Genomic DNA, 25,686 nt, shown 5'->3' with positions numbered 1-25,686 from the left:
GTCTGAGGGGAAATAGATATGGAACTGAATATCGCTACTCCCGAAGGCGCTAAAGGCACTGTTGCAGTTTCTGAAGTGGCTTTCGGTCGTGAATTCAATCAGGACCTGGTGCACCAGGCAGTTGTCGCCTACATGGCAGGCGCTCGCCAGGGTACCAAGGCTCAGAAAAACCGCGCTGCGGTTTCCGGTGGCGGCAAGAAGCCTTGGCGCCAAAAAGGTACTGGCCGTGCTCGTGCCGGTACTATCCGCAGCCCGCTGTGGCGCTCCGGTGGCGTAACCTTCGCTGCTGAACCACGTGATCACAGCGTAAAGCTGAACAAGAAAATGTACCGCGCTGCACTGCGTTGCATTCTCTCCGAGCTGGCTCGTCAGGAGCGTCTGGTTGTAGTTGAGTCCTTCGATGTGGACGCGCCTAAAACCAAGCAACTGGTAACCAAGCTTGCTCAGTACGATCTGTCTGATGCGTTGATCGTGACCGAAGAGGTTAATGAAAACCTCTACCTGGCCGCGCGCAACCTGCACAAGATCGATGTTCGCGATGTACAGGGTATCGATCCGGTAAGCCTGATTCGCTTCGATAAAGTCGTGGTTACCGTTTCTGCACTCAAGAAAATTGATGAGGTGCTGGGATGAACCAAGAGCGTATCTACAAAGTACTGCTGGGTCCGGTAATTTCCGAGAAAGCTGCTGTGCTGGCGGATGCCGCCAACCAGGTAGTGTTCAAGGTAACCACCGACGCTTCTAAAGCCGAGATCAAGGCCGCGGTTGAAAAGCTGTTCAACGTATCTGTTGAGCAGGTTCGCACCGTGAACGTTAAGGGCAAAACCAAGCGCACCCGCTACGGCATGGGTCAGCGCAACGATTGGAAAAAAGCCTACGTTCGCCTGGCCGAAGGCAGCGACATCAACTTTGAAGCTGCTGAGTAAAGGGGACAGTTACAATGGCAATTGTAAAAGCAAAACCGACCTCTGCCGGCCGTCGTCACCTGGTCAAGGTTGTTAATTCTGATCTGCATAAAGGTGCACCTTACGCGCCGTTGCTGGAGAAGAAGTCCAAGACCGGTGGCCGTAACAACAACGGTCGCATTACTACCCGTCACATCGGTGGTGGTCACAAGCATCACTATCGTGTAGTGGATTTCAAACGCAATAAAGATGGCATTCCAGCCACCGTTGAGCGTCTGGAATACGATCCGAACCGCAGCGCTCATATCGCTCTGGTTTGCTACGCCGACGGTGAGCGCCGCTACATCATTGCGCCGAAAGGCCTGAAAGCGGGTGCAAAAATCCAGTCTGGCGATGCTGCGCCGATCAGCGTGGGTAACACCCTGCCGCTGCGCAACATTCCGGTTGGTTCCGTGATTCACGGTATCGAGCTGAAGCCTGGTAAAGGCGCACAGCTGGCCCGCTCTGCTGGTGCCTCTGTTCAGCTGGTTGCCCGTGAAGGTCAGTACGCGACTATCCGTCTGCGCTCTGGCGAAATGCGTAAAGTTCTCTCTGAGTGTCGCGCCACCCTGGGTGAAGTGAGCAACTCTGAGCACAGCCTGCGCAAGCTGGGTAAAGCTGGTGCCAAACGCTGGCGCGGTGTTCGTCCTACCGTTCGCGGTGTGGCGATGAACCCGGTAGACCACCCGCACGGTGGTGGTGAAGGTCGTACCTCTGGTGGTCGTCACCCTGTGACGCCTTGGGGTGTTCCGACCAAGGGTAAGAAAACGCGTAAGAACAAGCGCACCGACAAAATGATAGTACGTCGTCGCGGCAAATAAGCCGCGCGATGTCTGAGCTGCTAGAGAGGAATCGACAGTGCCACGCTCATTAAAGAAAGGTCCCTTTATTGATCTGCATTTGATCAAGAAGGTGGAGGCAGCGATCGAAGCCAATGATCGCCGGCCGATTAAAACCTGGTCCCGCCGTTCCATGATTATGCCGGAAATGGTGGGCCTGACGATTGCCGTTCATAACGGTCGTCAACACGTGCCTGTGCTGGTCAACGAAGAAATGGTTGGTCACAAGCTGGGCGAATTCGCGGCTACCCGCACTTACCGTGGCCACGCTGCGGATAAGAAAGCGAAGAAGCGCTAAGCCGAGGTTATAGAGATGGAAGTGCAAGCAAAATTACGCGGTGCTCGTCTTTCGGCACAAAAAGCGCGTCTGGTAGCTGATCAGATTCGCGGTAAAGGTGTTGAGGAAGCCCTGGACATTCTGGCTTTTAGCCATAAGAAAGGTGCTGCGATCGTCAAGAAAGTTCTGGAATCTGCAATTGCCAACGCTGAGCACAACGAAGGTGCTGACGTTGACGAGCTGAAGGTGTCCACCATTTTCGTAGACGAAGGTATGACCATGAAGCGCATTAAACCGCGCGCAAAGGGTCGTGCTGACCGCATTCTGAAGCGTACTTGTCACATTACTGTGAAAGTGGCCGAGAAATAAGAGAGCAGGCGGAAAAACCATGGGACAAAAAGTACATCCTACCGGCATTCGTCTGGGTATCGTTAAAAAGCATACCTCTGTTTGGTATGCGGGCAGCGACGAGTACGCAGACAAGCTGTACACGGATCTGAAAGTTCGCGAATTCATTCGCAAGAAACTGGCTCACGCTTCTGTGAGCCGCATCGAGATCGAACGTCCGGCAAACACCGCTCGTGTGACTATTCACACTGCGCGTCCGGGTATCGTGATCGGTAAAAAAGGTGAAGACGTAGAGCGTCTGCGCAACGAAGTTAGCGCCAAGATGGGTGTGCCTGTGCACATCGACATCGAAGAAGTGCGCAAACCTGATCTGGACGCCACTCTGGTTGGCCAGAACGTTGCTCAGCAGCTGGAGCGTCGCGTTATGTTCCGTCGCGCTATGAAGCGTGCCGTTCAGAACGCTATGCGCCAGGGTGCCGAAGGTATCAAAATTCAGGTAAGTGGTCGTCTTGGCGGTGCCGAGATTGCTCGTACTGAATGGTACCGCGAAGGCCGTGTGCCGCTGCACACTCTGCGTGCAAACATCGACTACGGCACTGCTGAAGCCAGTACTACTTACGGCATCATCGGTGTGAAAGTTTGGATCTTCAAAGGCGAAGTCATCGGTGACGAAATCCCCGAAGAGAAGCCAGCGAAGACTCGCAAAAAAGCTGCTAATTAAGGGGTGCGCAGATGCTACAACCAAAGCGTACAAAATTCCGCAAGGTACAGAAAGGTCGTAACCGCGGTCTTTCCCAGCGCGGCTCTAAAGTGAGCTTTGGCGAGTTCGGCCTCAAGGCCATCGGTCGTGGACGCATTACTGCGCGTCAGATCGAAGCGGCTCGTCGCGCAATGACTCGTCACGTTAAACGTGGCGGTAAGATCTGGATTCGTGTGTTTCCGGACAAGCCCATTTCCAGTAAGCCCCTCGAAGTTCGAATGGGTAAAGGTAAGGGTAACGTAGAATACTGGGTGGCTCAGATTCAGCCGGGTAAAGTCCTCTATGAAATGGAAGGCGTATCCGAAGAACTGGCTCGCGAAGCATTTGAGCTCGCTGCAGCCAAGCTGCCTGTAAAGACAACTTTCGTTAAGCGTTCGGTGATGTAATGAAGACTGCAGATCTACGCTCAAAGTCTGTTGAAGAACTGAACCAGGAACTGCTGAGCCAGCTTGAAGCACAATTCAAGCTGCGCATGCAGAAATCCACCGGTCAGCTGACTCAGACTCATCTGCTGAAGCAGACTCGTCGCGACATTGCTCGCATTAAGACTGTGTTGACCGAGAAGGCAGGTAATTAATCATGGCTGAAGCACAACTGAAGCGGACTCTGACCGGTAAGGTCGTGAGTGACAAGATGGATAAAACCATCACCGTTTTGATCGAGCGCCGTGTTAAGCACCCGATCTACGGCAAAATCGTGAGCAAGTCCACCAAGCTCAAGGCACACGACGAAAACAATGATTGCGGCATCGGTGATGTCGTAACCATCGAAGAATCTCGTCCGCTGTCCAAGAGCAAGTCCTGGTCCTTGCAGAAAATTGTAGAGCGTGCGGCGAAGGTTTAATCCTGGCCCATTGACTGTGAAGACCTAAACAGGTTTTCGGAGAGGAACAATGATTCAAGCAGAATCCTACTTAGAAGTAGCCGATAACAGTGGGGCTCGCCGTGTCATGTGCATCAAGGTGCTGGGCGGCTCCCACCGTCGCTACGCTGGCGTTGGCGACATCATCAAAGTAACCGTTAAGGAAGCAATTCCTCGCGGTAAAGTGAAAAAGGGTCAGGTAATGAACGCGGTAGTGGTTCGCACCAAAAAAGGTGTGCGCCGTACCGATGGTTCCCTGATCAAGTTTGACGATAACGCAGCGGTGTTGCTGAACCAGAACCATGCTCCGGTCGGCACCCGTATTTTTGGCCCGGTAACTCGCGAGCTGCGTAGTGAGAAGTTCATGAAGATCATCTCACTGGCTCCCGAAGTTATTTAAGCCTCGAGCGGAGAAGAGTTATGCGCAAGATCAAGCGTGACGACGAAGTGATCGTTATCGCCGGTCGCGACAAAGGCAAGCGTGGCACCGTACGCAAGGTGCTCAACGATGGCCGTCTGATTGTTGCCGGTGTTCAGATGATCAAGAAACACCAGAAGCCGAACCCCCAGCTGGGCGTTGCTGGTGGCATCGTTGAGAAAGAGGCCGCTATTCAGGCTTCCAACGTAGCCATTTTTAACCCGTCAACTCAAAAAGCTGACCGGGTAGGCTTCAAAGTATTGGAAGATGGCACTAAGATTCGCGTCTTCAAATCCAGCGGCGACGCTGTTGACGCATAAGTCAGGTGGAAAAAATGGCAAGGCTTAAAGAGCTCTACACCAAAGAACTCGCGTCCAAGCTGAAAGAAGAGCTGGGACTTGAGAACGTAATGTCCGTGCCGCGCATCACCAAAATCACCGTCAACATGGGTGTCGGTGAAGCGATTGGTGACAAGAAGGTACTGGAACACGCTGTCAGTGACATGACAGCGATTACTGGTCAAAAACCCATCGTGACTAAAGCGCGCAAATCTATTGCGGGCTTTAAGATCCGTGAGGAATGGCCGATCGGCTGTAAGGTAACTCTGCGCGGCGAGCGCATGTACGAGTTCCTGGAGCGTCTGGTTGGTATCGCGATTCCGCGTATCCGCGACTTCCGAGGCATTAGTCCGAAGCAGTTCGACGGTCGTGGTAACTTCTCGATGGGTGTAACCGAACAAATTATCTTCCCGGAAATTGACTACGACAAAGTAGACAAGATTCGCGGTCTGGATATTTGTATCACTACTACAGCAGCCAACGACGACCAAGGTCGCGCACTGCTGAAAGCATTCAACTTCCCTTTCAAGGGTTAAGAGGATTCCATGGCGAAGAAATCCATGATTGCGCGCGAGAACAAGCGCGCTCGAACCGCAGCTAAGTACGCCGAAAAGCGTCAAGAGCTGAAGGCGATCATCGCCAGTGCCAGCGCTTCCGACGAGGAGCGCTGGGAGGCTCAACTCAAGCTGCAACAACTGCCGCGCGATGCAAGCCCGGTACGTCAGCAACGTCGCTGTCGTATCACTGGTCGCCCCCACGCTGTCTACCGTAAGTTCGGCCTGTGCCGTAACAAACTGCGTGAAGCAGCTATGCGTGGTGATGTCCCCGGCCTGGTTAAGTCCAGCTGGTAATACGGCAGACTTGAGGAGTCTTATTTAATGAGTATGCAAGATCCGTTGGCAGATATGCTGACCCGCGTCCGCAACGCACTGTCGCGCGGAAAGGGCAGCGTTTCTATGCCTTCTTCCAAACTGAAAGTAGCCGTAGCCAAAGTACTGAAAGACGAAGGTTACGTTACCGAAGTATCCGTCGGCGAAGGCGCCAAGCCTGAACTGACTATTGAACTGAAATACTTCCAGGGCAAGCCTGTTATCGCCGAGCTGGACCGGGTTTCCCGTCCTGGCCTGCGTAACTACGCAGGTAAGAAAGCTCTGCCGTCCGTACGTGGTGGCCTGGGTATCGCGATCGTTTCCACCTCTCAGGGTGTGATGACTGATCGTGCCGCCCGTCAGGCTGGTGTCGGTGGCGAAGTGCTCTGCACCGTATTCTAAGCGGGGGTTGATATGTCTCGAGTAGCTAATAGTCCAGTAAGCATCCCCGCTGGCGTATCCATTGACCTTAAAGGTCAGGATATCGCTGTAAAAGGTGGTAACGGTAACCTGAACCTCGCTGTTCACAGCGATGTGGAAGTGAAGCAGGAAGAAAACCAGCTGACCTTTGCTGCACGCAATGGTTCCAAGCAGGCACGTGCCCTCGCAGGTACTACCCGCGCGCTGGTTAACAATATGGTGGTCGGTGTCAGTCAGGGTTTCGAAAAGAAACTTCAGCTGATCGGTGTTGGTTACCGTGCGAAAGCATCTGGTAAAACCGTCAACCTGACTCTGGGTTTCTCTCATCCGGTGGATTACGCACTGCCGGAAGGCGTTAGTGCCGAAACTCCGAGCCAGACTGAAATCGTACTGAAGAGCAGCGATAAGCAGCTGTTGGGTCAAGTGGCCGCAGAGATCCGCGCATTCCGTCCGCCGGAGCCTTACAAAGGTAAGGGTGTCCGCTACGCCGATGAGCGCGTGTATCGCAAAGAGGCCAAGAAGAAGTAAGGCATAGATATGAACGTTAAAAAGCAATCTCGCTTGCGTCGTGCACGTCGTGCCCGCGCCAAGTTCCGTGAGCTGGGCGCCGTTCGCCTGACAGTGAACCGCACTCCGCGTCACATTTACGCACAGATCCTGTCTGCCGACGGCGACAAGGTATTGGCCTCAGCCTCTACTCTGGACAAGGACCTGCGTGAAAGCAAAACCGGCAACGTCGACGCTGCAAAAGCCGTTGGCTCCCTGATCGCTGAGCGTGCGAAAGCCGCTGGCGTTGAAGCGGTAGCCTTCGATCGCAGCGGTTTCAAATACCACGGTCGTGTTAAGGCCCTGGCTGACGCTGCCCGTGAAGCCGGTCTGAAATTCTAAGGGTTGAGTTATGGCTAGAGATAAAGTCGAGAAGAGCAACGACGAAGGCCTCCAGGAAAAGCTGGTCCAGGTCAACCGCGTTGCCAAAACCGTAAAAGGTGGTCGTATCTTCGCGTTCACCGCTCTGACCGTAGTTGGCGACGGCAATGGCCGTGTTGGCTTCGGTCGTGGCAAGGCTCGTGAAGTGCCGGTTGCTATCCAGAAAGCAATGGAATCCGCACGTCGCAACATGATCCAGGTAGACCTGAATGGTGACACCATTCAGTACGCTACCAACGGTCGCCACGGTGGTTCCAAGGTATACATGCAGCCCGCTTCCCAGGGTACCGGTGTTATCGCCGGCGGTGCCATGCGCTCCGTACTGGAAATGGCTGGCGTCCACAACGTACTGGCCAAGTGCTACGGCTCTACCAATCCGGTAAACGTCGTACGTGCCACCTTCAGTGCGCTGGGCAAAATGAGTAGCCCGGAAGACGTAGCCGCCAAGCGTGGCAAGTCTGTGGAAGAAATCCTGAACTGATTCGGCTTCGGGCCGCAGCGTGATTTCACCTGTCGGCCCGATCCGAAACTTGCTTTGAGTGAATGAGTCATGGCTAAAAAGACCATCAAAGTCACCCAGATCAAGAGCATCGCTGGTCGTCTGAAGAACCATCAGGCGTGCGTTGCTGGTCTGGGTCTGCGCCGCATCGGTCACACCGTGGAAGTGGAAGACACTCCCTCTGTGCGCGGCATGATCAACAAAGTGAACTACCTCGTAAAAGTAGAGGAGGCGTAACATGCGTTTGAATGAACTGTCTCCCGCTGAGGGTCACAAGCACAGCGCCAAGCGCGTTGGTCGCGGTATTGGTAGCGGCCTGGGTAAAACCGGCGGTCGCGGCCATAAGGGTCAGAAGTCCCGTTCCGGCGGCAGCGTGCGTCCAGGCTTCGAAGGCGGTCAGATGCCTTTGCAGAAGCGTCTGCCGAAGTACGGTTTCACCTCTCGTGTTGGCCGCTTTGTTGCGGAAGTACGTCTGGCGGAGCTGGCGAAGGTAGAAGGTGACACGATTGATTTGGCAGCGCTGAAAAATGCCGATATTATCGGCAGCCACATTAAACGCGCCAAAGTGTTCCTGTCTGGTGAACTGACCAAAGCGGTTACCGTGAAAGGTCTGGGTGTTACCAAGGGCGCTAAAGCAGCCATCGAAGCTGCTGGCGGAAAAGTAGAAGACTAAATCGAGGCCCCAATGGCACGACCAGGATCTGGTGTTAACTCCCTGGGTAACGGTAAGGGATTAGGCGAGCTTTGGGCTCGCCTTCGTTTTCTGTTTCTGGCGATCGTAGTTTATCGCGTAGGGACTCACATTCCGGTGCCCGGTATTGATCCGGAAAAGCTGGCAAATATGTTTAACCAGAACCAGGGCACGATCCTGGGACTGTTCAACATGTTTTCCGGTGGTGCACTGGAGCGGATGAGTATTCTCGCGCTCGGCATCATGCCTTACATCTCCGCGTCCATTATCATGCAGTTGATGACCGCGGTGACGCCTTCTCTGGAGGCGCTTAAGAAGGAAGGAGATGCAGGCCGGCGTAAGATCAACCAGTACACCCGTTACCTGACGGTGTTGCTGGCGCTGATTCAGGGTATCGGTATGACCTTCGGTCTTGCCGGTCAGAATCTGGCGTACTCCGCTGAACCCGCGTTCGGATTTTACTTTGTGGCCGTTGTGTCACTGGTGACCGGCGCAGTGTTCATGATGTGGCTGGGTGAGCAGATCACCGAGCGCGGTGTCGGTAACGGCATTTCGATGCTGATTTTCGCCGGTATCGTCGCTGGGTTACCTAGCGCCATTGGTCAGGCCTTTGAGCAGGCGCGTCAGGGTGAGTTACATATCCTGATGCTGCTGGCGATTGGTTTTGTTGCGATTGCTGTCGTTTATTTTGTGGTGGTGATGGAGCGCGGTCAGCGCCGAATCACGATTAACCACGCCCGACGTCAGGCTGGTCGTTACTCTCAGGCGCCGGCGGCTCAATCGAGCCACCTGCCCCTGAAGGTCAATATGGCCGGTGTAATCCCGGTGATCTTCGCCAGCAGTATCCTGCTGTTCCCTGCGACTCTGGCGCAGTGGTTCGGTCAGGGTGGCGAAGGTGTCGGTGCGCAGATCCTTCAATGGATGGCGCTGCAACTTGGTCCAGGTCAGCCGCTGAACATCATTCTGTTCGCACTGCTGATCGGCTTCTTCTGCTTCTTCTATACGGCGTTGATGTTCAACCCGAATGAAGTGGCGGACAACCTGAAAAAGTCCGGTGCCTATGTGCCCGGTATCCGTCCAGGTGAGCAGACTGCACGTTACATCGATACCGTGCTGACACGTCTTACCCTGGTGGGTGCTGTCTACATCGCGCTGGTATCCCTGCTGCCGCAGTTCCTGGTAGTTGGGCTGAACATTCCCTTCTATTTGGGAGGTACTTCACTGCTGATCGTTGTGGTTGTAGTGATGGACTTTATGGCGCAGGTGCAGTCGCATTTGATGTCACACCAGTACGAAGGGTTGATGAAAAAGGCAAATCTGCAAGGCTACGGGCGTCGCTAATCGGCGCCACAGCAGCAGGATTGAATTGAGGTAAGGTCATGAAAGTACGCGCTTCTGTTAAAAAGATCTGCCGTAACTGCAAAATCGTACGTCGTAAAGGTGTTCTGCGGGTAATCTGCAGCGCCGAACCGCGTCACAAGCAGCGGCAGGGCTAATCAGTGGCACAGTTTGTCTGTGCTTCTGATTACGGGTTTGCCAGGGACGGTAAGCCAGATGTCAAAACGATGGAACGTTGCCGACATCAACTATTCGTGAGAATTTGCTTTTTAGTGCAGCCCCGTGCTAAAAGGCATCCCCGTTTGGCAATTGTCAGGCGGGTGGAGATTCGCAGTTAGACTTGCGGGTTTCAAAAGGGGGCGTTGACTGTCGTCCACAATCTCCAGGGTTCCGGCTCCGGAGACGGTGGGCTATTGCAATTTGGTGTCTGAAGAGCTATTCTTGCGCGCCTTTTTGGTGGCGTTGTTGGCTTTTTAGTCGCTGTCAGCGCCGAATTAAGAATTGAACCGTGTTTGTTACCAAAATAAGCCGGTTCACAATACGTGGAGTAAGCCTCTATGGCACGTATTGCTGGTGTCAATGTACCAGACCACAAGCACGCCGTGATCTCCCTGACCCATATCTATGGCGTCGGTCGCACCACGGCTAAGTCTATTCTGGCAGCGGTAGGTATCGCTGAATCCACCAAACTTCGTGATCTGTCCGAAGACCAGATCGAAACCATCCGCGGTGAAGTTGCAAAACTGACCGTTGAAGGTGATCTGCGTCGTGAAGTGTCCATGAACATCAAACGTCTGATGGACCTGGGTTGCTTCCGCGGTCTGCGTCATCGTCGCAGCCTGCCGCTTCGCGGTCAGCGCACCAAGACTAACGCCCGTACCCGTAAGGGTCCGCGCAAGCCGATCCGCAAGTAAGCGATCGCTTAAGTCTTCATAAGTACAGGATTTAGGATACAGGTATGGCTAAGCCAAAAACTACTGTTCGCAAAAAGGTCAAAAAGACCGTTGTCGACGGTGTTGCCCACATCCACGCATCGTTCAACAATACGATCGTGACGATCACTGATCGCCAAGGCAACACCCTGAGCTGGGCTACCGCTGGTGGTTCCGGTTTCCGCGGCTCTCGTAAGAGCACCCCGTTCGCAGCCCAGGTTGCCGCTGAGCGTGCAGGTACTGCTGCTCAGGAATATGGCCTGAAAAACCTTGATGTCGAAGTAAAGGGCCCAGGCCCGGGTCGTGAATCTGCCGTTCGCGCCCTCAACAACTGCGGCTACAAGATCACCAACATCACCGACGTGACGCCGATCCCGCATAACGGTTGTCGTCCGCCCAAGAAACGTCGCGTGTAAGAGGGGGTTGACGAAATGGCACGTTATATTGGACCAAAATGTAAGCTTTCCCGTCGGGAAGGTACCGATCTTCAGCTGAAAAGTGGCGTTCGCCCGCACGAGTCAAAGTGCCGCGCGGAATCCAAGCCAGGCGTTCATGGCGCCGGTCGCGGTCGTCTGTCCGACTACGGCGTTCAGCTGCGTGAAAAACAAAAAGTACGCCGTATCTACGGTGTGCTGGAAAAGCAGTTCCGTAACTACTATAAGGAAGCGGCGCGCCTGAAAGGTGCAACTGGTGAAAACCTGCTGCAACTGCTGGAAAAACGCCTCGATAACGTGGTTTACCGCATGGGCTTCGGCTCCACTCGTGCAGAAGCACGTCAGCTGGTTTCCCACAAAGCGATCTTGGTAAACGGTAGCACCGTTAACATTCCTTCCTACCAAGTGAAGGAAGGCGACGTAATCGCTATTCGTGAAAAAGCCAAAAAGCAGATGCGTATCCAAAACTCCGTTGCTCTCGCTGCACAGCGTGGCGACGTAGAGTGGGTAGACATTAACGCGACCAAACTGGAAGGCACTTTCAAGCGTGTTCCGGATCGTGTTGATCTGCCGGCAGAGATCAATGAAAACCTTATCGTGGAACTCTACTCCAAGTAAGGCTCTGTTCCATTTAAGGAATAAAACTGTAATACAGGTATGGCTATGCAGACTGCTGTCAACGAGTTTTTGACACCTCGTCGTATTGACGTCACCGAGTACAACCAGAATCACGCCAAAGTGGTTCTGGAACCGCTGGAGCGTGGTTTCGGCCACACTCTCGGCAATGCACTGCGCCGCATCCTGCTGTCCTCCATGCCGGGCTGCGCCGTCACTGAAGTTGAGATCGACGGTGTTGAGCACGAGTACAGCGCGATTGAAGGTGTGCAGGAAGACGTAATCGAAATCCTGCTCAACCTGAAGGAAATTGCGGTGGTGATGCACGGCAAGGACCAGGCAGTGCTGAGCCTGAGCAAAAAGGGCCCCGGTGTGGTTACCGCGGGTGACATCCAAGTGGATCACGACATCGAAATCGTGAACCCTGAGCACGTGATTGCCAACATCACTGGTGATGTTGAATTCAACCTGCGTCTGACCGTTGCGCGCGGCCGTGGCTACCAGCCCGCCGATGCACGTCGCGATGACGAGGAAGAAACCCGTGCTATCGGTCGCCTGCAGCTGGACGCCTCTTTCGGCCCTGTCCGTCGCGTTTCTTACAGCGTGGAATCCGCGCGTGTAGAACAGCGTACTGACCTGGACAAGCTGGTTCTGGACCTGGAGACCAATGGTACCCTGGACCCGGAAGAAGCTATCCGTCGCGCCGCTACCATTCTGCAACAGCAGCTCGCTGTGTTTGTAGACCTGGAAGGCGAGAAGGATGCCCAGCCCGAAGCTAAGGAAGAGGAAGTTGATCCGGTGCTGTTGCGTCCGGTTGACGACCTTGAACTGACCGTGCGTTCGGCGAACTGTCTGAAAGCAGAAAACATCTACTACATCGGCGACCTGATTCAGCGTACCGAAGTAGAGCTGCTGAAGACTCCGAACCTGGGTAAGAAGTCCCTGACCGAAATCAAGGACGTTCTGGCTTCTCGTGGTCTGTCCCTGGGTATGCGCCTCGAGAACTGGCCGCCGGCCAGCCTCAAGGGCGACAGCAAGCTGAGCTCCCTGTAAAGCGTTTGTGGTGCGGGCATCCGCCCGTCCAGTTTGAAGAAAACCCGAGTGGTGCCCGCTTCGGCAAACATCACTCACAAACGACTTGCTGTGAAAGCAATTTAAGTCGTGAGGAATTGAGTTATGCGTCATCGCTATAGTGGCCGTAAATTCAGTCGTACCAGCTCTCACCGTAAGGCCATGTTCAAGAACATGACCGCTTCTCTGGTAGAGCACGAACTGATCAAAACCACACTGCCGAAAGCCAAGGAGCTGCGCCGCGTCGCTGAGCCGCTGATCACCCTGGCTAAGAAAGACAGTGTTGCCAACCGTCGTCTCGCTTTTGCCCGTATCCGTGATAAGGATGCCGTGCGTAAGCTGTTCGATGAGCTGGGTCCCCGTTACGAAGCCCGTCCGGGCGGTTATATCCGCATTATGAAATGTGGTTTCCGCGCAGGCGACAAGGCTCCAATGGCTTATGTTGAGCTTGTAGATCGTCCGGAAGTGGACGAAGCTGCAGAAGTAGCAGAAGCCTAAGACCTTGCGTTTTGGGAAGATCGGTACCCCTGTGGTACTGAGCTAGGGAAAGCCGGTCATTGACCGGCTTTTCTGTTTTCTGAATAGTGGTTTTTTCGGGATCGAACATGTTCCAGTCTCTTGACGATTTGCTGCAAATCCTTAATCCGCAGGTTGTGGGTAGCCTCAAGCGCGCGATCGAGCTCGGCAAGTGGCCGAATGGTGTTGTACTGACGGACGAACAGAAATCCCTGTGTGGCGAAGCCGTGGCACAGTGGGAAATGCGTCATATGGATCCGCGATCTCGCGTGGGTTATGTGCCGCCGAAAGCGACTCCCTGTGGCGACAAGGATGAAGAGCAGAAGGTTTCCTGGGTAGATTCCTGATCCTTTTTGGATAGTCTCTCTGGTAGAACTCCGGCGAGCGCGCAAGTAGTCGTTGTACCCGGCTAGGCCGCTTGGCTATTCGTAATGGATAGACAACGTCTCTGTAATCAATGCGCAGAGACGCAAATGCGCAATAATATTTGATCTATGTGCGTGGCTTTTGTGGTGTTCTGTGTAGCGCTGCTATTCGTAACACGTTTTTCCCCTTCTCAGTTGGCGGGTTTCAATTCGACGCCGGTGCCAAATCGAAACTTCCTCCCAAAACCGAGTGATCAGCCAAAGCTGCGGTTCCTGCGAATATGCAGATGGAGGGCATGCTGAAAAAAAAGGCCGGAATTTTCCGGCCATTTTCCTGCGGGGCTTGCTTGTGCCTGTGTTGATTAGCGCGAATAGTCAATATTCACATCGAAGAAGTGTTCTACGCAGCGTGCGTAGTCTCCCTCAATAAACGCGGAAAAGCGGGTCTGATAGCCGACGAGCTTGCACGCGTAACTCTGACCATTCGGGTATTGCGGATCCCAGCTCCAGTCCTGTTCCCAGTAAATGTCCATTGCTCCCGCCCCGCCGACGGCAAAGCGATCCATGCCCGCGCAGCCGAGCACTTCACTGCTTTCGATGGGAACGGCAAGGTAGTCGGCAAAGTTGCGATAGTAGTCGATACGGTTCTGGGATTGAGCGTGCTCATTGGTGCCGCCGCATTCGATACCGCCGTTGATCACCATGGTGGTCACGCCGAATCCGGGAACCAGGCCGCTGGCGAGGTCCTGCGCATTGGGCTGCCATGTACCATCGATGACATGCAGCATGCTTGGCTTGGGTGGCTGTGGATAAACGAAAAAGAACACCGCGCTGGCCAGGTTCAGCCAGGTGTCTGCAACCAGCTCCGGCTGCTCAAGCAGCACGCTGACGTCGCCGAACATGGCTGCAGAGAATGGCCCGTAGTTGTAGTTGTAACTCAACTGTTTGGCGCCGCGACCGAAATAGCTCTTGTAGCTGCCGTCTGCGAAGGTGGCGCAGGGCCACTGTTGCGCCTGCCAGGTGGATGGATCGCAGATGCCATAACCGTTCGGCATGCTCTCGTTCCAGCCCTGCTCGCGGATGAAGTACAGCCCCTGGCGCCATTCAGCCTGTTCCCAGTGCGGGGTGTGGCCACCGGTTTCCTGGGTGAAGTGGGCAAACATGGTGGCTAGGGATTTGCGGCAGATGGCCAGGGCATCCCGCCCGTCACTGTAGTCACCGCAAAACGCCGGGAACTTGGCAACGGCACGCAGGAAGTTGGTGTAGGAGTAGTCCGCTGCGCGCACGGGGAACAGGTATTCCCAGTCTGCGTTGTCGATCAGGGATTCGACCCGCAGCACATTGGCCGGGTTTTGCGCGCGGCCCGGGGTTACCGCTTCCACGGCGTCATTTTCGAGTGTGGCGATTGACGCTTTGACCTGGGCGAAGAGCTCGCTGGAGGTCAGCTCGGCTTCTTTCGCTTCGAGGGTGCTCAAGGGCAAGGTAAAGCCGGTGTTTCCACACTGCTGATCAATCGCGACCGTTGCTGTATCGCTCAGCTCACCGTCGCTCACTTGCAGCTCGAAGGTATAGGTCGTATCTGCACCGGTATCAGGAAGGTCTACGGCCGTCTGCAGCGCGTTGGGTGTTGCGATGGTTGCTTGCGGGCCATTTAGTTGCAGCCACTGAATGCTCAGGGTATCGCCGTCAGGGTCAGAGGAGTTGGCGCCGTTCAGGGTCACGCTGGCTGGGCAGCCTACATTTGCCTGGGAGGTGCTGGCTGCGGCGATCGGGGCCTGGTTGCCTGTGGTAGTTTCTGCGCGCTGCAGCACGCTTATGGCAGTTTGTGAGGAGAGGGCGCCGTCGCTGACCGTCAGCCTAAATTGATAAGTGGTATCCGCGCTGACGATTGGCAGGTCCACCTGTGTGCTTGCGGCATCCGCCGCCTGAATACTGGCGATGGGCGAGCTGGGGGCGATTTGTACCCACGTATAGGATAGGGGAGTACCGTCAGGATCCGCCGACTGGCTGCCGTCCAGGGCGATCGAGCCGGCACCGGTGATTTCCGCCGGAGTGGCAATCGCGGCTGCTACCGGGGGGAGGTTGCCGGTGCTGGAGGTATCGCAGGCGCCTTCGGTATCCAGAACCCAGGGGCTCTCCCAACTGTTGGTGGCGGTATAAACGACTTCGGGGGAATCTCCGGCACTCGCCCACCACTGGGCTTTGAACAGATCCTGCTGGTAGCACACCATACTGCCGCCGGGGTAGCTACGGCTTGAGTCGTACACCTCGGCTGGTAATTCTGCCTGCACAAGGCCGCTGTAAATACCTAGGAGAGGTAACAGGGCTGCACCGACAGTCGTGGGGATTTTATACCTGGGCCGGTTGTGGCAGGTCGCTGGTGTGGAAGGGGAGCTATCGCGCATGTTGTCTCCAATTTATTGTTATTGGCTGGGGCGCAACGACTGTCGATGCAGGACCTGACAGCGTTGTCATAAGGGTGGCCGGAACTTAGCCAATAGGGTGGGTAACGGGAAGGGGAAGGCGCGCCATTCAGGTAAAGTCCGCGGTATTTCTCGTGCGCTTAATGAACCAGTCGACCTTATGGGCGTAGGATGATGCGTTAAACGCGAGCGAGTTGCTCGGAGAGTGTTTCCAGTAGTCGGGATTTATCGCGCAATATCTGGTGGGCCGCGGATAAGGACACCGGTTCAAAGTCGATCCGGTCGCGAGCCTGCAGTTGTCCCAGCAGGTTTAGATCTGCGCTGATCACGTGGGCAATCCGGGGGTAGCCTCCGATCGTCTGTCCTTCGACAAAGCTGATGATAGGCAGGCCGTTGGGGGGGATCTGGACAGTGCCGGGGCAGAGTGCCGAGGACACCATTTGTGGCAACCCGTCGGTAACCAGTGGTGTGCCATCGAGGCGAATCCCCATACGGTTGCTCTGCGACGAAACGGCGTACCCGCCACGGTTAAAGACCTCCAGCGCTTCCTGAGGGAAGTGGTGCGCCTCGGTGCCGGGCAGAATACGCACCAGCGGCCGGTTCGAATACCGCAGGTGAAACTGATCGGGTAGTGCCCGTTCCTGAACTCGGCGGCAGTGGCGCAGGGCCACAATGTCACCGGCGCATATCGCGCGTCCATCCAGCCCGCCAAAGGCGGAAAGTAAGTGTGTAGCCTGGCTGTGGAAAACTTCGGGGAGCCCAAATTCGGCGCTTAAAGCGAGGTACGCCCTGCAACCATGTTTGAGCTTGCCGAAACTCAGCTGATCCCCCTTCTTGATTGGAATTACCCGGTCGTTTTCAACTGTTGTACCGTTCAATGTCAGCTCGAAATGTGCGCCGCAAATAGCGATCGAGAGCGTTTCGGAAAACTCGATCACCGGCCCGGTCAGGGCAACCTCAAGACAGGGGTGGGTGGCGGGGTTACCCAGCAGAAGGTTGGCGAGGGCCATGGCAAACGTATCCGCTGCCCCGCCGCGGGGCAGCCCCCAGCGCAGCATCCCCGGACGCCCGCTGTCCTGGATGCTGGTCTGCAGACCGGGCTTGAGAAAGTGCAGGCTCACCGGGTGGACTCCGTCGCGGGCAACTGAAGTCGCTCAGTTTCCGGCTTGGCCGACGCATCCCAGCCGACGAAAGCCTCGGGAGAAATCGGTACAAATTGCACCCGGTCCAACGGCTGCGCGATAAACGGCTGTGTTTCCCGGGGCAGAAACAGTTGCAGCGGGGTGCGGCCAATAATCTGCCAGCCGCCCGGAGTCGCCTGTGGATAAATTCCGGTTTGGCTGCCGCCTATGCCGACAGATCCAGCGGGAACCTGCAGTGCCGGCCGGTGCTTGCGCGGGCAGTGCAGGCTGGTATCGAGGCCTCCCAGATAGAGGAAGCCAGGGGTGAACCCCAGCATGTGGACTAAATAGTGAGGTGTACTGTGCCGCTCGATGATTTCGCTTGCGGTGAGGCCGGTGTGTTCGCTCAGGGTGTGCATATCTGGAGCGTATTCGCCCTGGTAGCAAACTGGAATCCTGATCACGCGCCGCGGGTCCGCTGGGCGGGCAGGCTGCGCGAGGCTGTCTTCGATTAGCGTTCTCAGGCGACTGGTCAACGCAGGCTCGGTTTCGATTCCCGGGGCGGTTTCAAAGTCGCGCGCAGGCAAATGCAGCGGGTCGTAGCATACGGTAAGGCATTGGTAGGCCGGCACTAGTTCCCGAACACCGGGCAGCTTCGCGGCTTCGATGGCACAGGCCAGGGCGATAATGCATTCGCTCAGCTGTTCGCTGGGAGCGTCTTTGAAGCGTATATCCAGCGCGGCGTCGCCGTTCTGTAGCAGGGAGTAGGCTCGGCTCATGACTGGATGTCGTAGCCTGCTTGTGACAAGGCCCGGGACAGGTCGCGCGCGATGGCTTCCGCGTTGGGGTTGTCACCGTGCAGACAAATGCTGTCCGCGGTAAATTGCAGAGGATCACCGTGAATGGAGAGGAATGGGGTACCAGCGCAAAGGCTCAGAACCTGTTGCAGGCACTGATCGAATGCAGCTATCACTGCGCCGGGAAGGGCCCGCGGTGCCAGCTGGTGATCGTTCAGATAGCGGCGATCCATAAACCCCTCCCGCAGAAAAGGGTGCCCCTGGGCTGTTGCACTGGCTTCCATGGCTCCGTTTGCGAGCCCCAGAATTGTCAGGTCGGGATATCGAGCGTGGATCATGTGCACAATCGCATCGGCCAGTTGTCGGTTCGCTTCCGCATCGTTATAGAGTGCACCGTGCAATTTAATGTGGGCCAGCTCTACGGCTTGTCGGTGCGCTTCCCTGCTCAAGACCTCAATCTGTTTTGACACACTTTCGACCAGGTCCACTATCTCCATCTGCGGGGTTTTGCGGCCGAAATTTTCCGGATCCGGATAGCCCGGGTGAGCGCCGATGGTCAGATTGAATCGGTGTGCATTTTCCAGTGAGAGGGCCATGGTGGTGGCATTGCCCGCGTGCCCGCCGCAGGCAATATTGCAGCGGGATATAAACGGCATGATGCGGGCATCGCGCGTGCAATCCTCGGCTGTACTTCCCTCGCCGAGATCGCAGTTGATATCGATATGTTTTCCAGCCACCTTCACGGCTCCATTGGCGGGCTCAAATTCTGTGTGCGCCCAGTCTAGCCGAGTTGGTGTGTCGGAGGAAAATTCTGTCTTGGTATAGATTGTAAAAATCGACGCCGAGTGTTCACGTACTATTCAGGGCCGCACGCCCTACAGGCGCGCGCGCCGACTGCGACCAAACCGGTGATGGAATTTTTCCCGTAGCAATAGCCAGGCAAAAGCGCTGTTGGTGAACAAGTACCGCCGCCACATGCGTCCGGGCTCCTGTAGCATGCGGTACAGCCACTCTAGCCCGGCACGTTGCGCCCACACCGGAGCTCGTTTTACCTTTCCCGCCACCACATCAAAAGTCCCACCTACGCCCATGACAAAGTCGACGCCCAGTGTATCGCGCCAGCGATTGATAAAATTTTCCTTGCGGGGGGAGGTGATCGCGACGAACAGGAGCCGGGCTCCCGAGCGACGAATCTCTTCCACAACTGCGGCTTCGTCTTCCCAGAAATAACCGTGATGCGAGCCGGCGACAGGAAGTTCCGGGTAGCACCGTTTCAGTTGTGCCACAGCCTGATCCACCACTTCTTCGCGGGCGCCGAGAAAGTACACCGGAAATCCCTGCTCTGCGCTCATTTTCAGCAGGGCATAAAACAAGTCTATACCGGCCACGCGTTCGGGAATCTCGTGGCCGAGAAAGCGAGCACCCCAGACAACTCCCATGCCGTCGATATTGATCAGGTCACAGGACTTCACCGAAGCGGATAGTTCCGGGTCGCGCTGCATATGAATCAGCTTGGCCACGTTGACGACGACATGCTGAGTAAAGCGGCGGGAACGAATTTTGTCGGCGATCAATGCGACGGTTTCGTGCATGGACGCCACGTCCATTGGTACGCCCAGCAGTTCGATTCTGCGCATGTTCGGATACCTCTGTGCGCGTAATGACTTGCCCCCGTTATGAATGGCCGTGTATGTGTTTTTATGGCATGTGTCGCGAGATCTGCTCGCTCACGTTGTCGGCAAAGTTGAAATCGCTGTGTAGCTAACCCGTGACGACCTCCGGTACGCGCGGCACCTGGACTGGTATCGAGTACCCTTCGAGTTGCGCGCCGCTCTCGTAAACGTCGCAGAGCCACGTGCGCAGGTGTTGCAGGGAGTGGGGGGTAAGCGACTTCGGGTGTCCCATAGCTACAAAATGGCTGCGACCACGGTGCCTGGCCTGACGAAAGGCGCTGCGCAGTAAAGTGGCCTTGTAGCCGTCCACAGAGACAGCCATGTATGAAGGCCGTGTTAATAGCTGCAGCAGCGCCCGGCGTTCATTTTCGATCGGTACACCATCACCAAATCTTGCGTGGCATTGTCGACTGCCAAAGAGCCGACTGAGGGCAAAACGCCAGTAAAAAATGGGCGAGACACGCAGGGCGGAAATGGGGAGTTCGGTGAAAGCGCCGGCCGCATCCGCTTGGCAGGGGTCGCTGCCGAAGCGCCAGCTGGCGAGCGGCGGTGCGGTGCGAAAATCGAACTGATGTGCTCCTGATGTGCCGCGGCCGCCATAAAATACGGAACTGTCTACGCGAATTCCGTTTGCCTGCAGTGCGTCGGCAATCGCCGGGAAAGGCTGAATGCACCAGCCGCCGGCGCGAAAAGCAAACACTTTATTTCTCAGGTGCCCATTCAGCTCTGTGGTACAGCGCGATATCAATTGGGCTATTTTATCGTCGGTCCACTGTGCCAGGCGGTAGCGATCCGTCACCATGTTCCAGCGCTGGCCGTCGTGGAAGGAATCGAACCAGTGGGGGTGGATGTGCAGTTGTATCTGATGGCCACAGGCTTCAAGTCCGCGAATATGCTCTACTATCGCTTCATATTCCCGCGCGAGTTGTATCGATTGCGCGCGGTATTCCCTTAACCGCACGAGATAGCTGGCGTCGACGAAAAACACTGCCGGCGCGGCAAACTCATCCAATATCTCGAGCAACCGATTACTGGCATCGATCATACAGGCCTGTGGCGTGCCGGTACGTTTGCCAAAAAAGAGCTCGTAATCCAGCGTCAGTGAGATCCGCATGATCAGACCATGTCAGTGATCGATGTCCGGCTTCCCTGATCGGTCGGGTTGCCACCGTCCGTGTTGAGCCGCGGTATCAAGCCGCGGGTGTCAATGATTGCCTTATCAGTAAATAGCGCAGCATCGGCGTGCAGAAATGCACTGTGATCCACCAGAATGGCTACCACATCGGCGCGCGCAAGTGCCGAGGCCAGGTCGCAGAGCTCCACTCCACGCGCTGCCAGTACCGGCGGAAGGCTGTCGATGTTCGGTTCCACCGCAAGCAGCGTAACGTCACCAAACGATGCCAGCTGCTTGGTTACTTCCATAGCGGGACTCTCGCGCAGGTCGTCGATGTCGGGTTTGAAGGCGAGCCCCAGACAGGCGACTACCGGGTTGTCGAAAGTGCTGGCGGCGCGGTGTATTTGTTCGACGACATAAGCCGGACGTGTGTCGTTCACTGAGCGCGCCTGATGGATCAGGCGTGCCTGCTCAGGGGCGCTGCTGACAATGAACCAGGGATCCACGGCGATGCAGTGACCACCTACGCCGGGCCCCGGGTTGAGGATGTTTACCCGGGGGTGACGATTTGCCAGGCGAATCAGTTCCCAGACATCGATATTGAGATGGTCACAGATCAGTGCCATTTCGTTGGCAAAAGCGATATTGGTATCGCGAAATGCATTTTCAGTGAGCTTGGTCAGTTCGGCGGTACGGGCATCGGTGATGATGCATTCGCCGCGCACAAAACGGCGGTAGAACGCTCTGGCAGCCTCACTGCAGGCTGGGCTCAGGCCACCCACTATACGGTCATTCTCGATCAGTTCTTCCAGCACACGACCTGGCAGCACCCGTTCGGGGCAGTGGGCAATATTGATGTCGGCGGGTACATCACCGGCATCGTGTGGAAAAACCAAATCGCTCCGTATCGCCGCAAACCAGCGCGATAGCTGTTCGGTGGTGCCGACGGGAGAGGTGGACTCGAGTACTACCAGGTCGCCGGTTTTCAGTAGCGGCGTAATGGACTCGGCAGCGGCACGAATGTAGCTCAGATCCGGCTCGGGGCAGTTTTTATGCGTCTCGCTATATTCCGCGGGGGGATGTGAAAATGGCGTGGGAACAGCGATCATATAGACCTCTGCTTCCTCTGGCTTTTCAACGGCGCGCAACAGGCCTGCGCGTACCGCCCGTTGTACCAACACCTCTAGCCCCGGCTCAACGATGTGCACGTGTCCGGCATTCACCGCGTCCACGGCGCGCTGAGAGATATCCACGCCAACAACATTGACTCCACTTGCGGCGAGGACCGCAGCCGTTGGTAACCCGATATATCCGAGACCAACAACGGATACGCGGTTAAACGGCAATTTCCTGTACATCCTGGTAAATCCCTTGAATAATTTTTTCGCAGGCGAAGCCATCCCCATAGGGGTTCTGTGCGCAGCTCATGGCCTCATAGGCGAAGCTGTCATCCAGCAATTCGGTAACGCCGGCGACGATCTTTTTACTGTTGGCTCCGACCAGTTTTGCTGTGCCCGCGCGCACGCCCTCGGGGCGCTCGGTGATATCCCGCATCACGAGTACTGGCTTTCCGAGTGACGGCGCCTCCTCCTGAATACCCCCGGAGTCGGTCAGAATCAGATAGGCCCGGTGCATAAGGTAGACAAACGGCAGGTATTCAAGTGGCTGGATCAGATGAACGTTGTCAAGGCCATCAAGTATCCGGGTTACCGGTTCGCGTACCCGCGGGTTAAGGTGTACCGGATAAACAAATTGCACATCTGGCCGTGCGGCCAGTTCGCGAATGGCCCGGCAGATATTCTCCATGCCGCCACCAAAATTCTCCCGGCGGTGGCCGGTAACCAGAATGACTTTTCTTTCAGGGTCCAGGAATGGGAACTGCGCTTTGAGATCGGCACTAAGCTGGTCGTCGGTCTCAATCTGGCGCACAACGTCGATCAGGGCATCAATAATCGTATTTCCTGTTACCGAGATGCGTTCTGCGGGTACGGATTCGTTGAGCAGGTTCTGCCGTGATAGAGCAGTAGGTGCGAAATGGTGATGTGCGATAGATCCGGTAAGCTTGCGGTTGATTTCTTCGGGCCAGGGACTGTAGATGTCACCTGTACGTAAACCTGCTTCCACATGAGCCACCGGTATCTTGCAGTAGTAGGCAGAAAGTGCTGCTGCCATGGTGGTTGTGGTGTCACCGTGTACGATGACCCGGTCAGGGTTCCAGTCTTCCAGCACATCACGCATTCGCAGCAGAATCCGCGAAGTGAGTTGAAATAAATCCTGGTTCGCCTCCATGACATCCAGGTCATAGTCAGGAGAAATATTGAACAGGGAAAGTACCTGGTCGAGCATTTCCCTGTGTTGCCCGGTTACACAAACCCTGACGCTAAATCTGGAATCCCGGCGCAGGGATTTAACAAGAGAAGCCATTTTAATGGCCTCGGGACGGGTTCCGAAAACTACCAATACACGCATAATCCGTCGTCTCGAGATTCGCCTTTGTTAATCCTTTGAGAAGCTCTTTCCGAATTTTTTAGAAGCTTCTGCACAGCCAAATTTTTTTTCGCTGCAATTTAGTTATAGTTGGGTGAGCGTTGTGTCGCAGTCGAACTTGAGGTTCTCGGTTGCAATAACTGCCCATTTTTCATGGCGTAGCTATTTGTGTTTCTAGGCGGCTGTCTAAATATCTGTGTGCGTAAAACTGGTTTTTTAAATGAATTCCAGAAATGGGAATTTCAAACGCACTTGATTGTGGAAAAGGGGCGGGAGGGATAAGCAGGCTACGCCATCATTGAAGACAATGATGGCGTAGCCGAAGGGGTTTGCTACCGATCGTTCTCTGAGGTCTCCAGTTCGGAGCTGTCAGTTTTCTCTGGAATCTCCGGATCCGTACTCTTTGGGGATACTGATGCGCGTCGAGTATCCTTACGGTTGTTCATATCGTACCCGTAACCGTAGTACTCATCGGAGTATATGGAATCTTTATTCAGATTCGCCCGAGTTAGTACTACGCCGTCAATTTGAGATCCGGCCTGGGTGAATCGATCCATTCCCTTTTTGACGAGGCGCTTTTTGGTTGAGTCGCACTGAACAACATACAGAAGTGAGTCGGCAATGCGAGATATGATCAACGCATCACTGACCGCTTTCACTGGCGGGGTGTCGATGATTATACGGTCGTAGATCTCACACAAGGTCTCAATAGCTTGCGAGAATCTGGGCGAAACCAGAAGTTTTTGCGGGTCAGGGTGGTAGGTACCTGCAGGCATTATATCGAGTCCGCTATTTTCGTCGTGAAAAATGCAGTCGTCGACGGAGTGCATGTCTGAGATCAGGTCGGTAAGGCCCGGGTGTTCCTGCTCTATTCCGAAGTCTATGCCCAGAGCTGGTTTGCGCAGATCCCCGTCAATAAGAAGTACCTTTTCGACTTGAGCCAGTGAGAAACCGAGGTTTTCCGATACGGTAGTTTTCCCCTCTGCCGGTACCGTGGAAGTCACCGCGATGACCCTCCGGGGCTTGGCAAGGCTCGATAAGATGACGCCTGTCCGCAGGGTTCGCACGGCCTCGCCAAATGCATACTGCTTGGGATCGAAAAATGCACGCAGGTGTAGCTTTGATCCTGTGGTTTTCTTTGAATCTGGTATTACACCGATGAGTTGTTGTCCGAGGGACGTCTCCACATCTTCCGGGCCACGTATCCCCAGGCGCAGAGAGTCCAGCAGGAATGCGACCAGGACGGAGAAAAATGTGGCCATGGCCAGACTGATGGCCGCGAGCATTGCTTTGTCAGGCCGCACTGGCTGGTTCGGTACGGCTGCTGAATCCACGAAGCGTGCCGGTGCTATATCGAAACCTGATGTTTCACGGGTTTCATTTACCCGGGTAAAGAAGGTTTCATAGAGTTGACGGTTGACGTCAACTTCGCGAACCAGCTCCTGGTATCGGAATTCTTTTTGCGATAATTTCTGATAGCTTTGTTTGGCGCGCTCGACTTCCTGTTCCTGGGCCTGAACCCGTGAAATTGCGGTTTCATACTGGCTTTTTATAGCGTCCGCAATGTTACGTACTTCGCCATTGAGTTGATTGCGCAGCATGTCCAGCTCGTTTTGAGCTGCAATCATTTCCGGGTGCTTGGCTTTGTATCGCCGTGCCAGTTCGGAGACATTCCGTTGCGCGGTGGCTTCGTTGCGTTTGATTTCCTGAATCAGCGGGTTGCTGATGACTTCCGGAAGATTTACCAGTGCGAGATCATTGTCTGCCTGAGCTTCGAACTGCTCATACACACTGGTGATCTGCTTCAGGTCCTGACGCATCTCCTGAAGTTGTGTCGTCATCACGTCGAGGTCGCGCTCCGCCAGGCCGAGTACGCCGCTGATATCTACCAGATCCTCGCTTTCTCTGAACGACTGTAACTGATTTTCAGACGCCTCAAGCTTTCCTCGCAATGTTTCGAGGCGCTCATTTAGCCAGGAGGTTGCACGGCTGGTAAATTGAACTTTCACCTCGGATTGTTCAACGATAAATTCCTCTACAAGGGTGTTGGCCACCAGGGCGGCAAGTTCCGGAGATGTCGCCTCGAACCGTATCCGTACCAGGTTGGTATTCCTTGCCGGGTCTATCGTCAGGCGTTTCAGGAACGCACTGGTCACCATATCCAGATTGACCGGCTCAAGGGTGCTGGGAGCAGTTTCTATGCCAAACATGCCTTTGATAATTTCCACAGGGTTGTGTAAACCCGAGTTGGAAAATTCCGGGTGACTCAGTAAATCGAGGCGCTGGATAACGCGTTCGGCCAACTGTCGGGATTGCAGAATTTCTATTTGTGTAAGAATGTAATCCCGGCGCTGTGGTCCTATATCGTAAATTTCATCCACCGCCACAGGGTTCGACTGATCCATCTCGAAAACCAGCGACGCCGTAGCCTGGTAGCGCGATGGTAGCTTTGAGATTACGGTAATAGCCGCAGTCGTGATGACCACCGTGAGACAGAGAATTGTCCAGCGATGCGCGAGTAGTATTTTCCAGTAGCGATGCAGGTCCGGACCCTGGTTTAGCAGGAGCTCATCGATTTCAGTGCTATTGGTTGAATTCATTGGGGTTCT

At 55.2% G+C, this 25,686-nt stretch carries 36 protein-coding genes; 27 read left to right on the top strand and 9 right to left on the bottom strand.

Annotated features, from left to right (window positions below; all coding sequences use genetic code 11):
- Positions 1–18 precede the first annotated feature (18 nt).
- The 27 genes from rplD (at position 19) to LC093_RS14990 (ending at position 13,444) form a co-directional block, all read left to right on the top strand.
- Positions 19–633 (top strand): 50S ribosomal protein L4, encoded by a 615-nt coding sequence (gene rplD, locus LC093_RS15120; protein ID WP_226666517.1) that lies wholly within the window; start codon positions 19–21, stop codon positions 631–633.
- Positions 630–926 carry a 50S ribosomal protein L23 gene (gene rplW, locus LC093_RS15115; RefSeq protein WP_078084419.1) on the top strand — a complete coding sequence of 99 codons (297 nt, stop codon included), beginning with the start codon at positions 630–632 and terminating at the stop codon, positions 924–926. The genes rplD and rplW overlap by 4 nt, the downstream gene beginning before the upstream one ends.
- A 14-nt stretch (positions 927–940) precedes the next feature.
- Positions 941–1,765, top strand: a complete 825-nt coding sequence (gene rplB, locus LC093_RS15110; protein ID WP_226666515.1) for a 50S ribosomal protein L2 — start codon at positions 941–943, stop codon at positions 1,763–1,765.
- 37 nt (positions 1,766–1,802) lie between these two features.
- Entirely contained in the window at positions 1,803–2,081 is a 279-nt protein-coding gene (rpsS, locus tag LC093_RS15105; protein WP_020411388.1) for a 30S ribosomal protein S19, read from the top strand.
- 15 nt (positions 2,082–2,096) lie between these two features.
- Positions 2,097–2,429 carry a 50S ribosomal protein L22 gene (gene rplV / locus LC093_RS15100; RefSeq protein WP_043320801.1) on the top strand — a complete coding sequence of 111 codons (333 nt, stop codon included), beginning with the start codon at positions 2,097–2,099 and terminating at the stop codon, positions 2,427–2,429.
- Between the two features lie 19 nt (positions 2,430–2,448).
- On the top strand, positions 2,449–3,129 hold the full coding sequence (gene rpsC / locus LC093_RS15095) for a 30S ribosomal protein S3 (protein ID WP_226666513.1): 681 nt from the start codon (positions 2,449–2,451) through the stop codon (positions 3,127–3,129).
- Between the two features lie 11 nt (positions 3,130–3,140).
- Positions 3,141–3,554 (top strand): 50S ribosomal protein L16, encoded by a 414-nt coding sequence (rplP, locus tag LC093_RS15090; RefSeq protein ID WP_066967193.1) that lies wholly within the window; start codon positions 3,141–3,143, stop codon positions 3,552–3,554.
- Complete coding sequence (rpmC, locus tag LC093_RS15085; RefSeq protein WP_043320803.1) at positions 3,554–3,745, top strand: 50S ribosomal protein L29; 192 nt, start codon at positions 3,554–3,556, stop codon at positions 3,743–3,745. Before rplP ends, rpmC begins: the two co-directional genes overlap by 1 nt.
- A gap of 2 nt (positions 3,746–3,747) precedes the next feature.
- A complete protein-coding gene (rpsQ, locus tag LC093_RS15080) occupies positions 3,748–4,011 on the top strand; it encodes a 30S ribosomal protein S17 (RefSeq protein ID WP_226666511.1) in 264 nt (87 codons plus the stop codon).
- Between the two features lie 49 nt (positions 4,012–4,060).
- Positions 4,061–4,429 (top strand): 50S ribosomal protein L14, encoded by a 369-nt coding sequence (rplN, locus tag LC093_RS15075; protein ID WP_226666510.1) that lies wholly within the window; start codon positions 4,061–4,063, stop codon positions 4,427–4,429.
- A 20-nt stretch (positions 4,430–4,449) separates the two neighbouring features.
- Positions 4,450–4,767 (top strand): 50S ribosomal protein L24, encoded by a 318-nt coding sequence (rplX, locus tag LC093_RS15070; protein WP_226666508.1) that lies wholly within the window; start codon positions 4,450–4,452, stop codon positions 4,765–4,767.
- A gap of 14 nt (positions 4,768–4,781) precedes the next feature.
- Positions 4,782–5,321, top strand: a complete 540-nt coding sequence (rplE, locus tag LC093_RS15065) for a 50S ribosomal protein L5 (protein WP_226666507.1) — start codon at positions 4,782–4,784, stop codon at positions 5,319–5,321.
- 9 nt (positions 5,322–5,330) lie between these two features.
- Positions 5,331–5,636, top strand: a complete 306-nt coding sequence (gene rpsN / locus LC093_RS15060; RefSeq protein ID WP_226666504.1) for a 30S ribosomal protein S14 — start codon at positions 5,331–5,333, stop codon at positions 5,634–5,636.
- 27 nt (positions 5,637–5,663) lie between these two features.
- Positions 5,664–6,056, top strand: a complete 393-nt coding sequence (gene rpsH, locus LC093_RS15055; protein ID WP_226666502.1) for a 30S ribosomal protein S8 — start codon at positions 5,664–5,666, stop codon at positions 6,054–6,056.
- A 12-nt stretch (positions 6,057–6,068) separates the two neighbouring features.
- Complete coding sequence (gene rplF, locus LC093_RS15050; protein ID WP_226666500.1) at positions 6,069–6,602, top strand: 50S ribosomal protein L6; 534 nt, start codon at positions 6,069–6,071, stop codon at positions 6,600–6,602.
- 9 nt (positions 6,603–6,611) lie between these two features.
- Positions 6,612–6,962, top strand: coding sequence for a 50S ribosomal protein L18 (gene rplR, locus LC093_RS15045; RefSeq protein ID WP_226666498.1), 351 nt, complete (start codon positions 6,612–6,614; stop codon positions 6,960–6,962).
- Positions 6,963–6,972: 10 nt separating this feature from the next.
- Positions 6,973–7,482, top strand: a complete 510-nt coding sequence (gene rpsE, locus LC093_RS15040) for a 30S ribosomal protein S5 (RefSeq protein ID WP_161859409.1) — start codon at positions 6,973–6,975, stop codon at positions 7,480–7,482.
- A gap of 69 nt (positions 7,483–7,551) precedes the next feature.
- Positions 7,552–7,737, top strand: a complete 186-nt coding sequence (rpmD, locus tag LC093_RS15035) for a 50S ribosomal protein L30 (RefSeq protein ID WP_226666496.1) — start codon at positions 7,552–7,554, stop codon at positions 7,735–7,737.
- Position 7,738: 1 nt separating this feature from the next.
- On the top strand, positions 7,739–8,173 hold the full coding sequence (rplO, locus tag LC093_RS15030) for a 50S ribosomal protein L15 (RefSeq protein ID WP_226666494.1): 435 nt from the start codon (positions 7,739–7,741) through the stop codon (positions 8,171–8,173).
- A gap of 12 nt (positions 8,174–8,185) precedes the next feature.
- The gene (gene secY / locus LC093_RS15025) at positions 8,186–9,532 is read left to right on the top strand and encodes a preprotein translocase subunit SecY (protein ID WP_226666492.1); all 1,347 of its coding nucleotides are present in this window, start codon (positions 8,186–8,188) and stop codon (positions 9,530–9,532) included.
- A 38-nt stretch (positions 9,533–9,570) separates the two neighbouring features.
- On the top strand, positions 9,571–9,687 hold the full coding sequence (gene rpmJ, locus LC093_RS15020; protein ID WP_010133825.1) for a 50S ribosomal protein L36: 117 nt from the start codon (positions 9,571–9,573) through the stop codon (positions 9,685–9,687).
- Positions 9,688–10,086: 399 nt separating this feature from the next.
- Positions 10,087–10,443: a 30S ribosomal protein S13 gene (gene rpsM, locus LC093_RS15015; protein WP_010133823.1), complete on the top strand. Its 357-nt coding sequence runs from the start codon at positions 10,087–10,089 to the stop codon at positions 10,441–10,443.
- Between the two features lie 44 nt (positions 10,444–10,487).
- On the top strand, positions 10,488–10,877 hold the full coding sequence (gene rpsK, locus LC093_RS15010; protein ID WP_043320820.1) for a 30S ribosomal protein S11: 390 nt from the start codon (positions 10,488–10,490) through the stop codon (positions 10,875–10,877).
- A gap of 15 nt (positions 10,878–10,892) precedes the next feature.
- Positions 10,893–11,513: a 30S ribosomal protein S4 gene (rpsD, locus tag LC093_RS15005; RefSeq protein WP_226666490.1), complete on the top strand. Its 621-nt coding sequence runs from the start codon at positions 10,893–10,895 to the stop codon at positions 11,511–11,513.
- A 45-nt stretch (positions 11,514–11,558) separates the two neighbouring features.
- Complete coding sequence (locus LC093_RS15000; protein WP_226666482.1) at positions 11,559–12,563, top strand: DNA-directed RNA polymerase subunit alpha; 1,005 nt, start codon at positions 11,559–11,561, stop codon at positions 12,561–12,563.
- Between the two features lie 123 nt (positions 12,564–12,686).
- Positions 12,687–13,079 (top strand): 50S ribosomal protein L17, encoded by a 393-nt coding sequence (rplQ, locus tag LC093_RS14995; RefSeq protein WP_226666481.1) that lies wholly within the window; start codon positions 12,687–12,689, stop codon positions 13,077–13,079.
- A gap of 107 nt (positions 13,080–13,186) precedes the next feature.
- The gene (locus LC093_RS14990; protein ID WP_226666480.1) at positions 13,187–13,444 is read left to right on the top strand and encodes a YeaC family protein; all 258 of its coding nucleotides are present in this window, start codon (positions 13,187–13,189) and stop codon (positions 13,442–13,444) included.
- A 380-nt stretch (positions 13,445–13,824) separates the two neighbouring features.
- Here LC093_RS14990 and LC093_RS14985 read toward each other — a convergent pair whose 3' ends face one another.
- The 9 genes from LC093_RS14985 to LC093_RS14945 all read right to left on the bottom strand — a co-directional run bounded on the left by LC093_RS14985 (position 13,825) and on the right by LC093_RS14945 (position 25,677).
- Positions 13,825–15,867, bottom strand: a complete 2,043-nt coding sequence (locus tag LC093_RS14985; protein ID WP_226666479.1) for a chitinase — start codon at positions 15,865–15,867, stop codon at positions 13,825–13,827.
- 197 nt (positions 15,868–16,064) lie between these two features.
- Positions 16,065–17,006, bottom strand: coding sequence for a biotin-dependent carboxyltransferase family protein (locus LC093_RS14980; RefSeq protein ID WP_226666478.1), 942 nt, complete (start codon positions 17,004–17,006; stop codon positions 16,065–16,067).
- Positions 17,003–17,785: a 5-oxoprolinase subunit PxpB gene (gene pxpB, locus LC093_RS14975; RefSeq protein WP_226666476.1), complete on the bottom strand. Its 783-nt coding sequence runs from the start codon at positions 17,783–17,785 to the stop codon at positions 17,003–17,005. Before pxpB ends, LC093_RS14980 begins: the two co-directional genes overlap by 4 nt.
- Positions 17,782–18,540, bottom strand: a complete 759-nt coding sequence (gene pxpA, locus LC093_RS14970) for a 5-oxoprolinase subunit PxpA (protein ID WP_226666474.1) — start codon at positions 18,538–18,540, stop codon at positions 17,782–17,784. The genes pxpB and pxpA overlap by 4 nt, the downstream gene beginning before the upstream one ends.
- Before the next feature lie 138 nt (positions 18,541–18,678).
- Positions 18,679–19,440, bottom strand: coding sequence for a WecB/TagA/CpsF family glycosyltransferase (locus LC093_RS14965; protein ID WP_226666472.1), 762 nt, complete (start codon positions 19,438–19,440; stop codon positions 18,679–18,681).
- 124 nt (positions 19,441–19,564) lie between these two features.
- Positions 19,565–20,590, bottom strand: a complete 1,026-nt coding sequence (locus LC093_RS14960; protein WP_226666470.1) for a hypothetical protein — start codon at positions 20,588–20,590, stop codon at positions 19,565–19,567.
- A gap of 2 nt (positions 20,591–20,592) precedes the next feature.
- Positions 20,593–21,948: a UDP-N-acetyl-D-mannosamine dehydrogenase gene (gene wecC / locus LC093_RS14955; protein WP_226666468.1), complete on the bottom strand. Its 1,356-nt coding sequence runs from the start codon at positions 21,946–21,948 to the stop codon at positions 20,593–20,595.
- Positions 21,926–23,059: a non-hydrolyzing UDP-N-acetylglucosamine 2-epimerase gene (gene wecB / locus LC093_RS14950; RefSeq protein WP_264193118.1), complete on the bottom strand. Its 1,134-nt coding sequence runs from the start codon at positions 23,057–23,059 to the stop codon at positions 21,926–21,928. The genes wecC and wecB overlap by 23 nt, the downstream gene beginning before the upstream one ends.
- 350 nt (positions 23,060–23,409) lie before the next feature.
- A complete protein-coding gene (locus LC093_RS14945) occupies positions 23,410–25,677 on the bottom strand; it encodes a GumC family protein (RefSeq protein WP_226666466.1) in 2,268 nt (755 codons plus the stop codon).
- Positions 25,678–25,686 lie beyond the last annotated feature (9 nt).

Source organism: Microbulbifer aggregans (assembly GCF_020524005.1).
Classification (GTDB): domain Bacteria; phylum Pseudomonadota; class Gammaproteobacteria; order Pseudomonadales; family Cellvibrionaceae; genus Microbulbifer; species Microbulbifer aggregans_A.
This window is presented reverse-complemented; position numbering and strand designations above follow the sequence as displayed.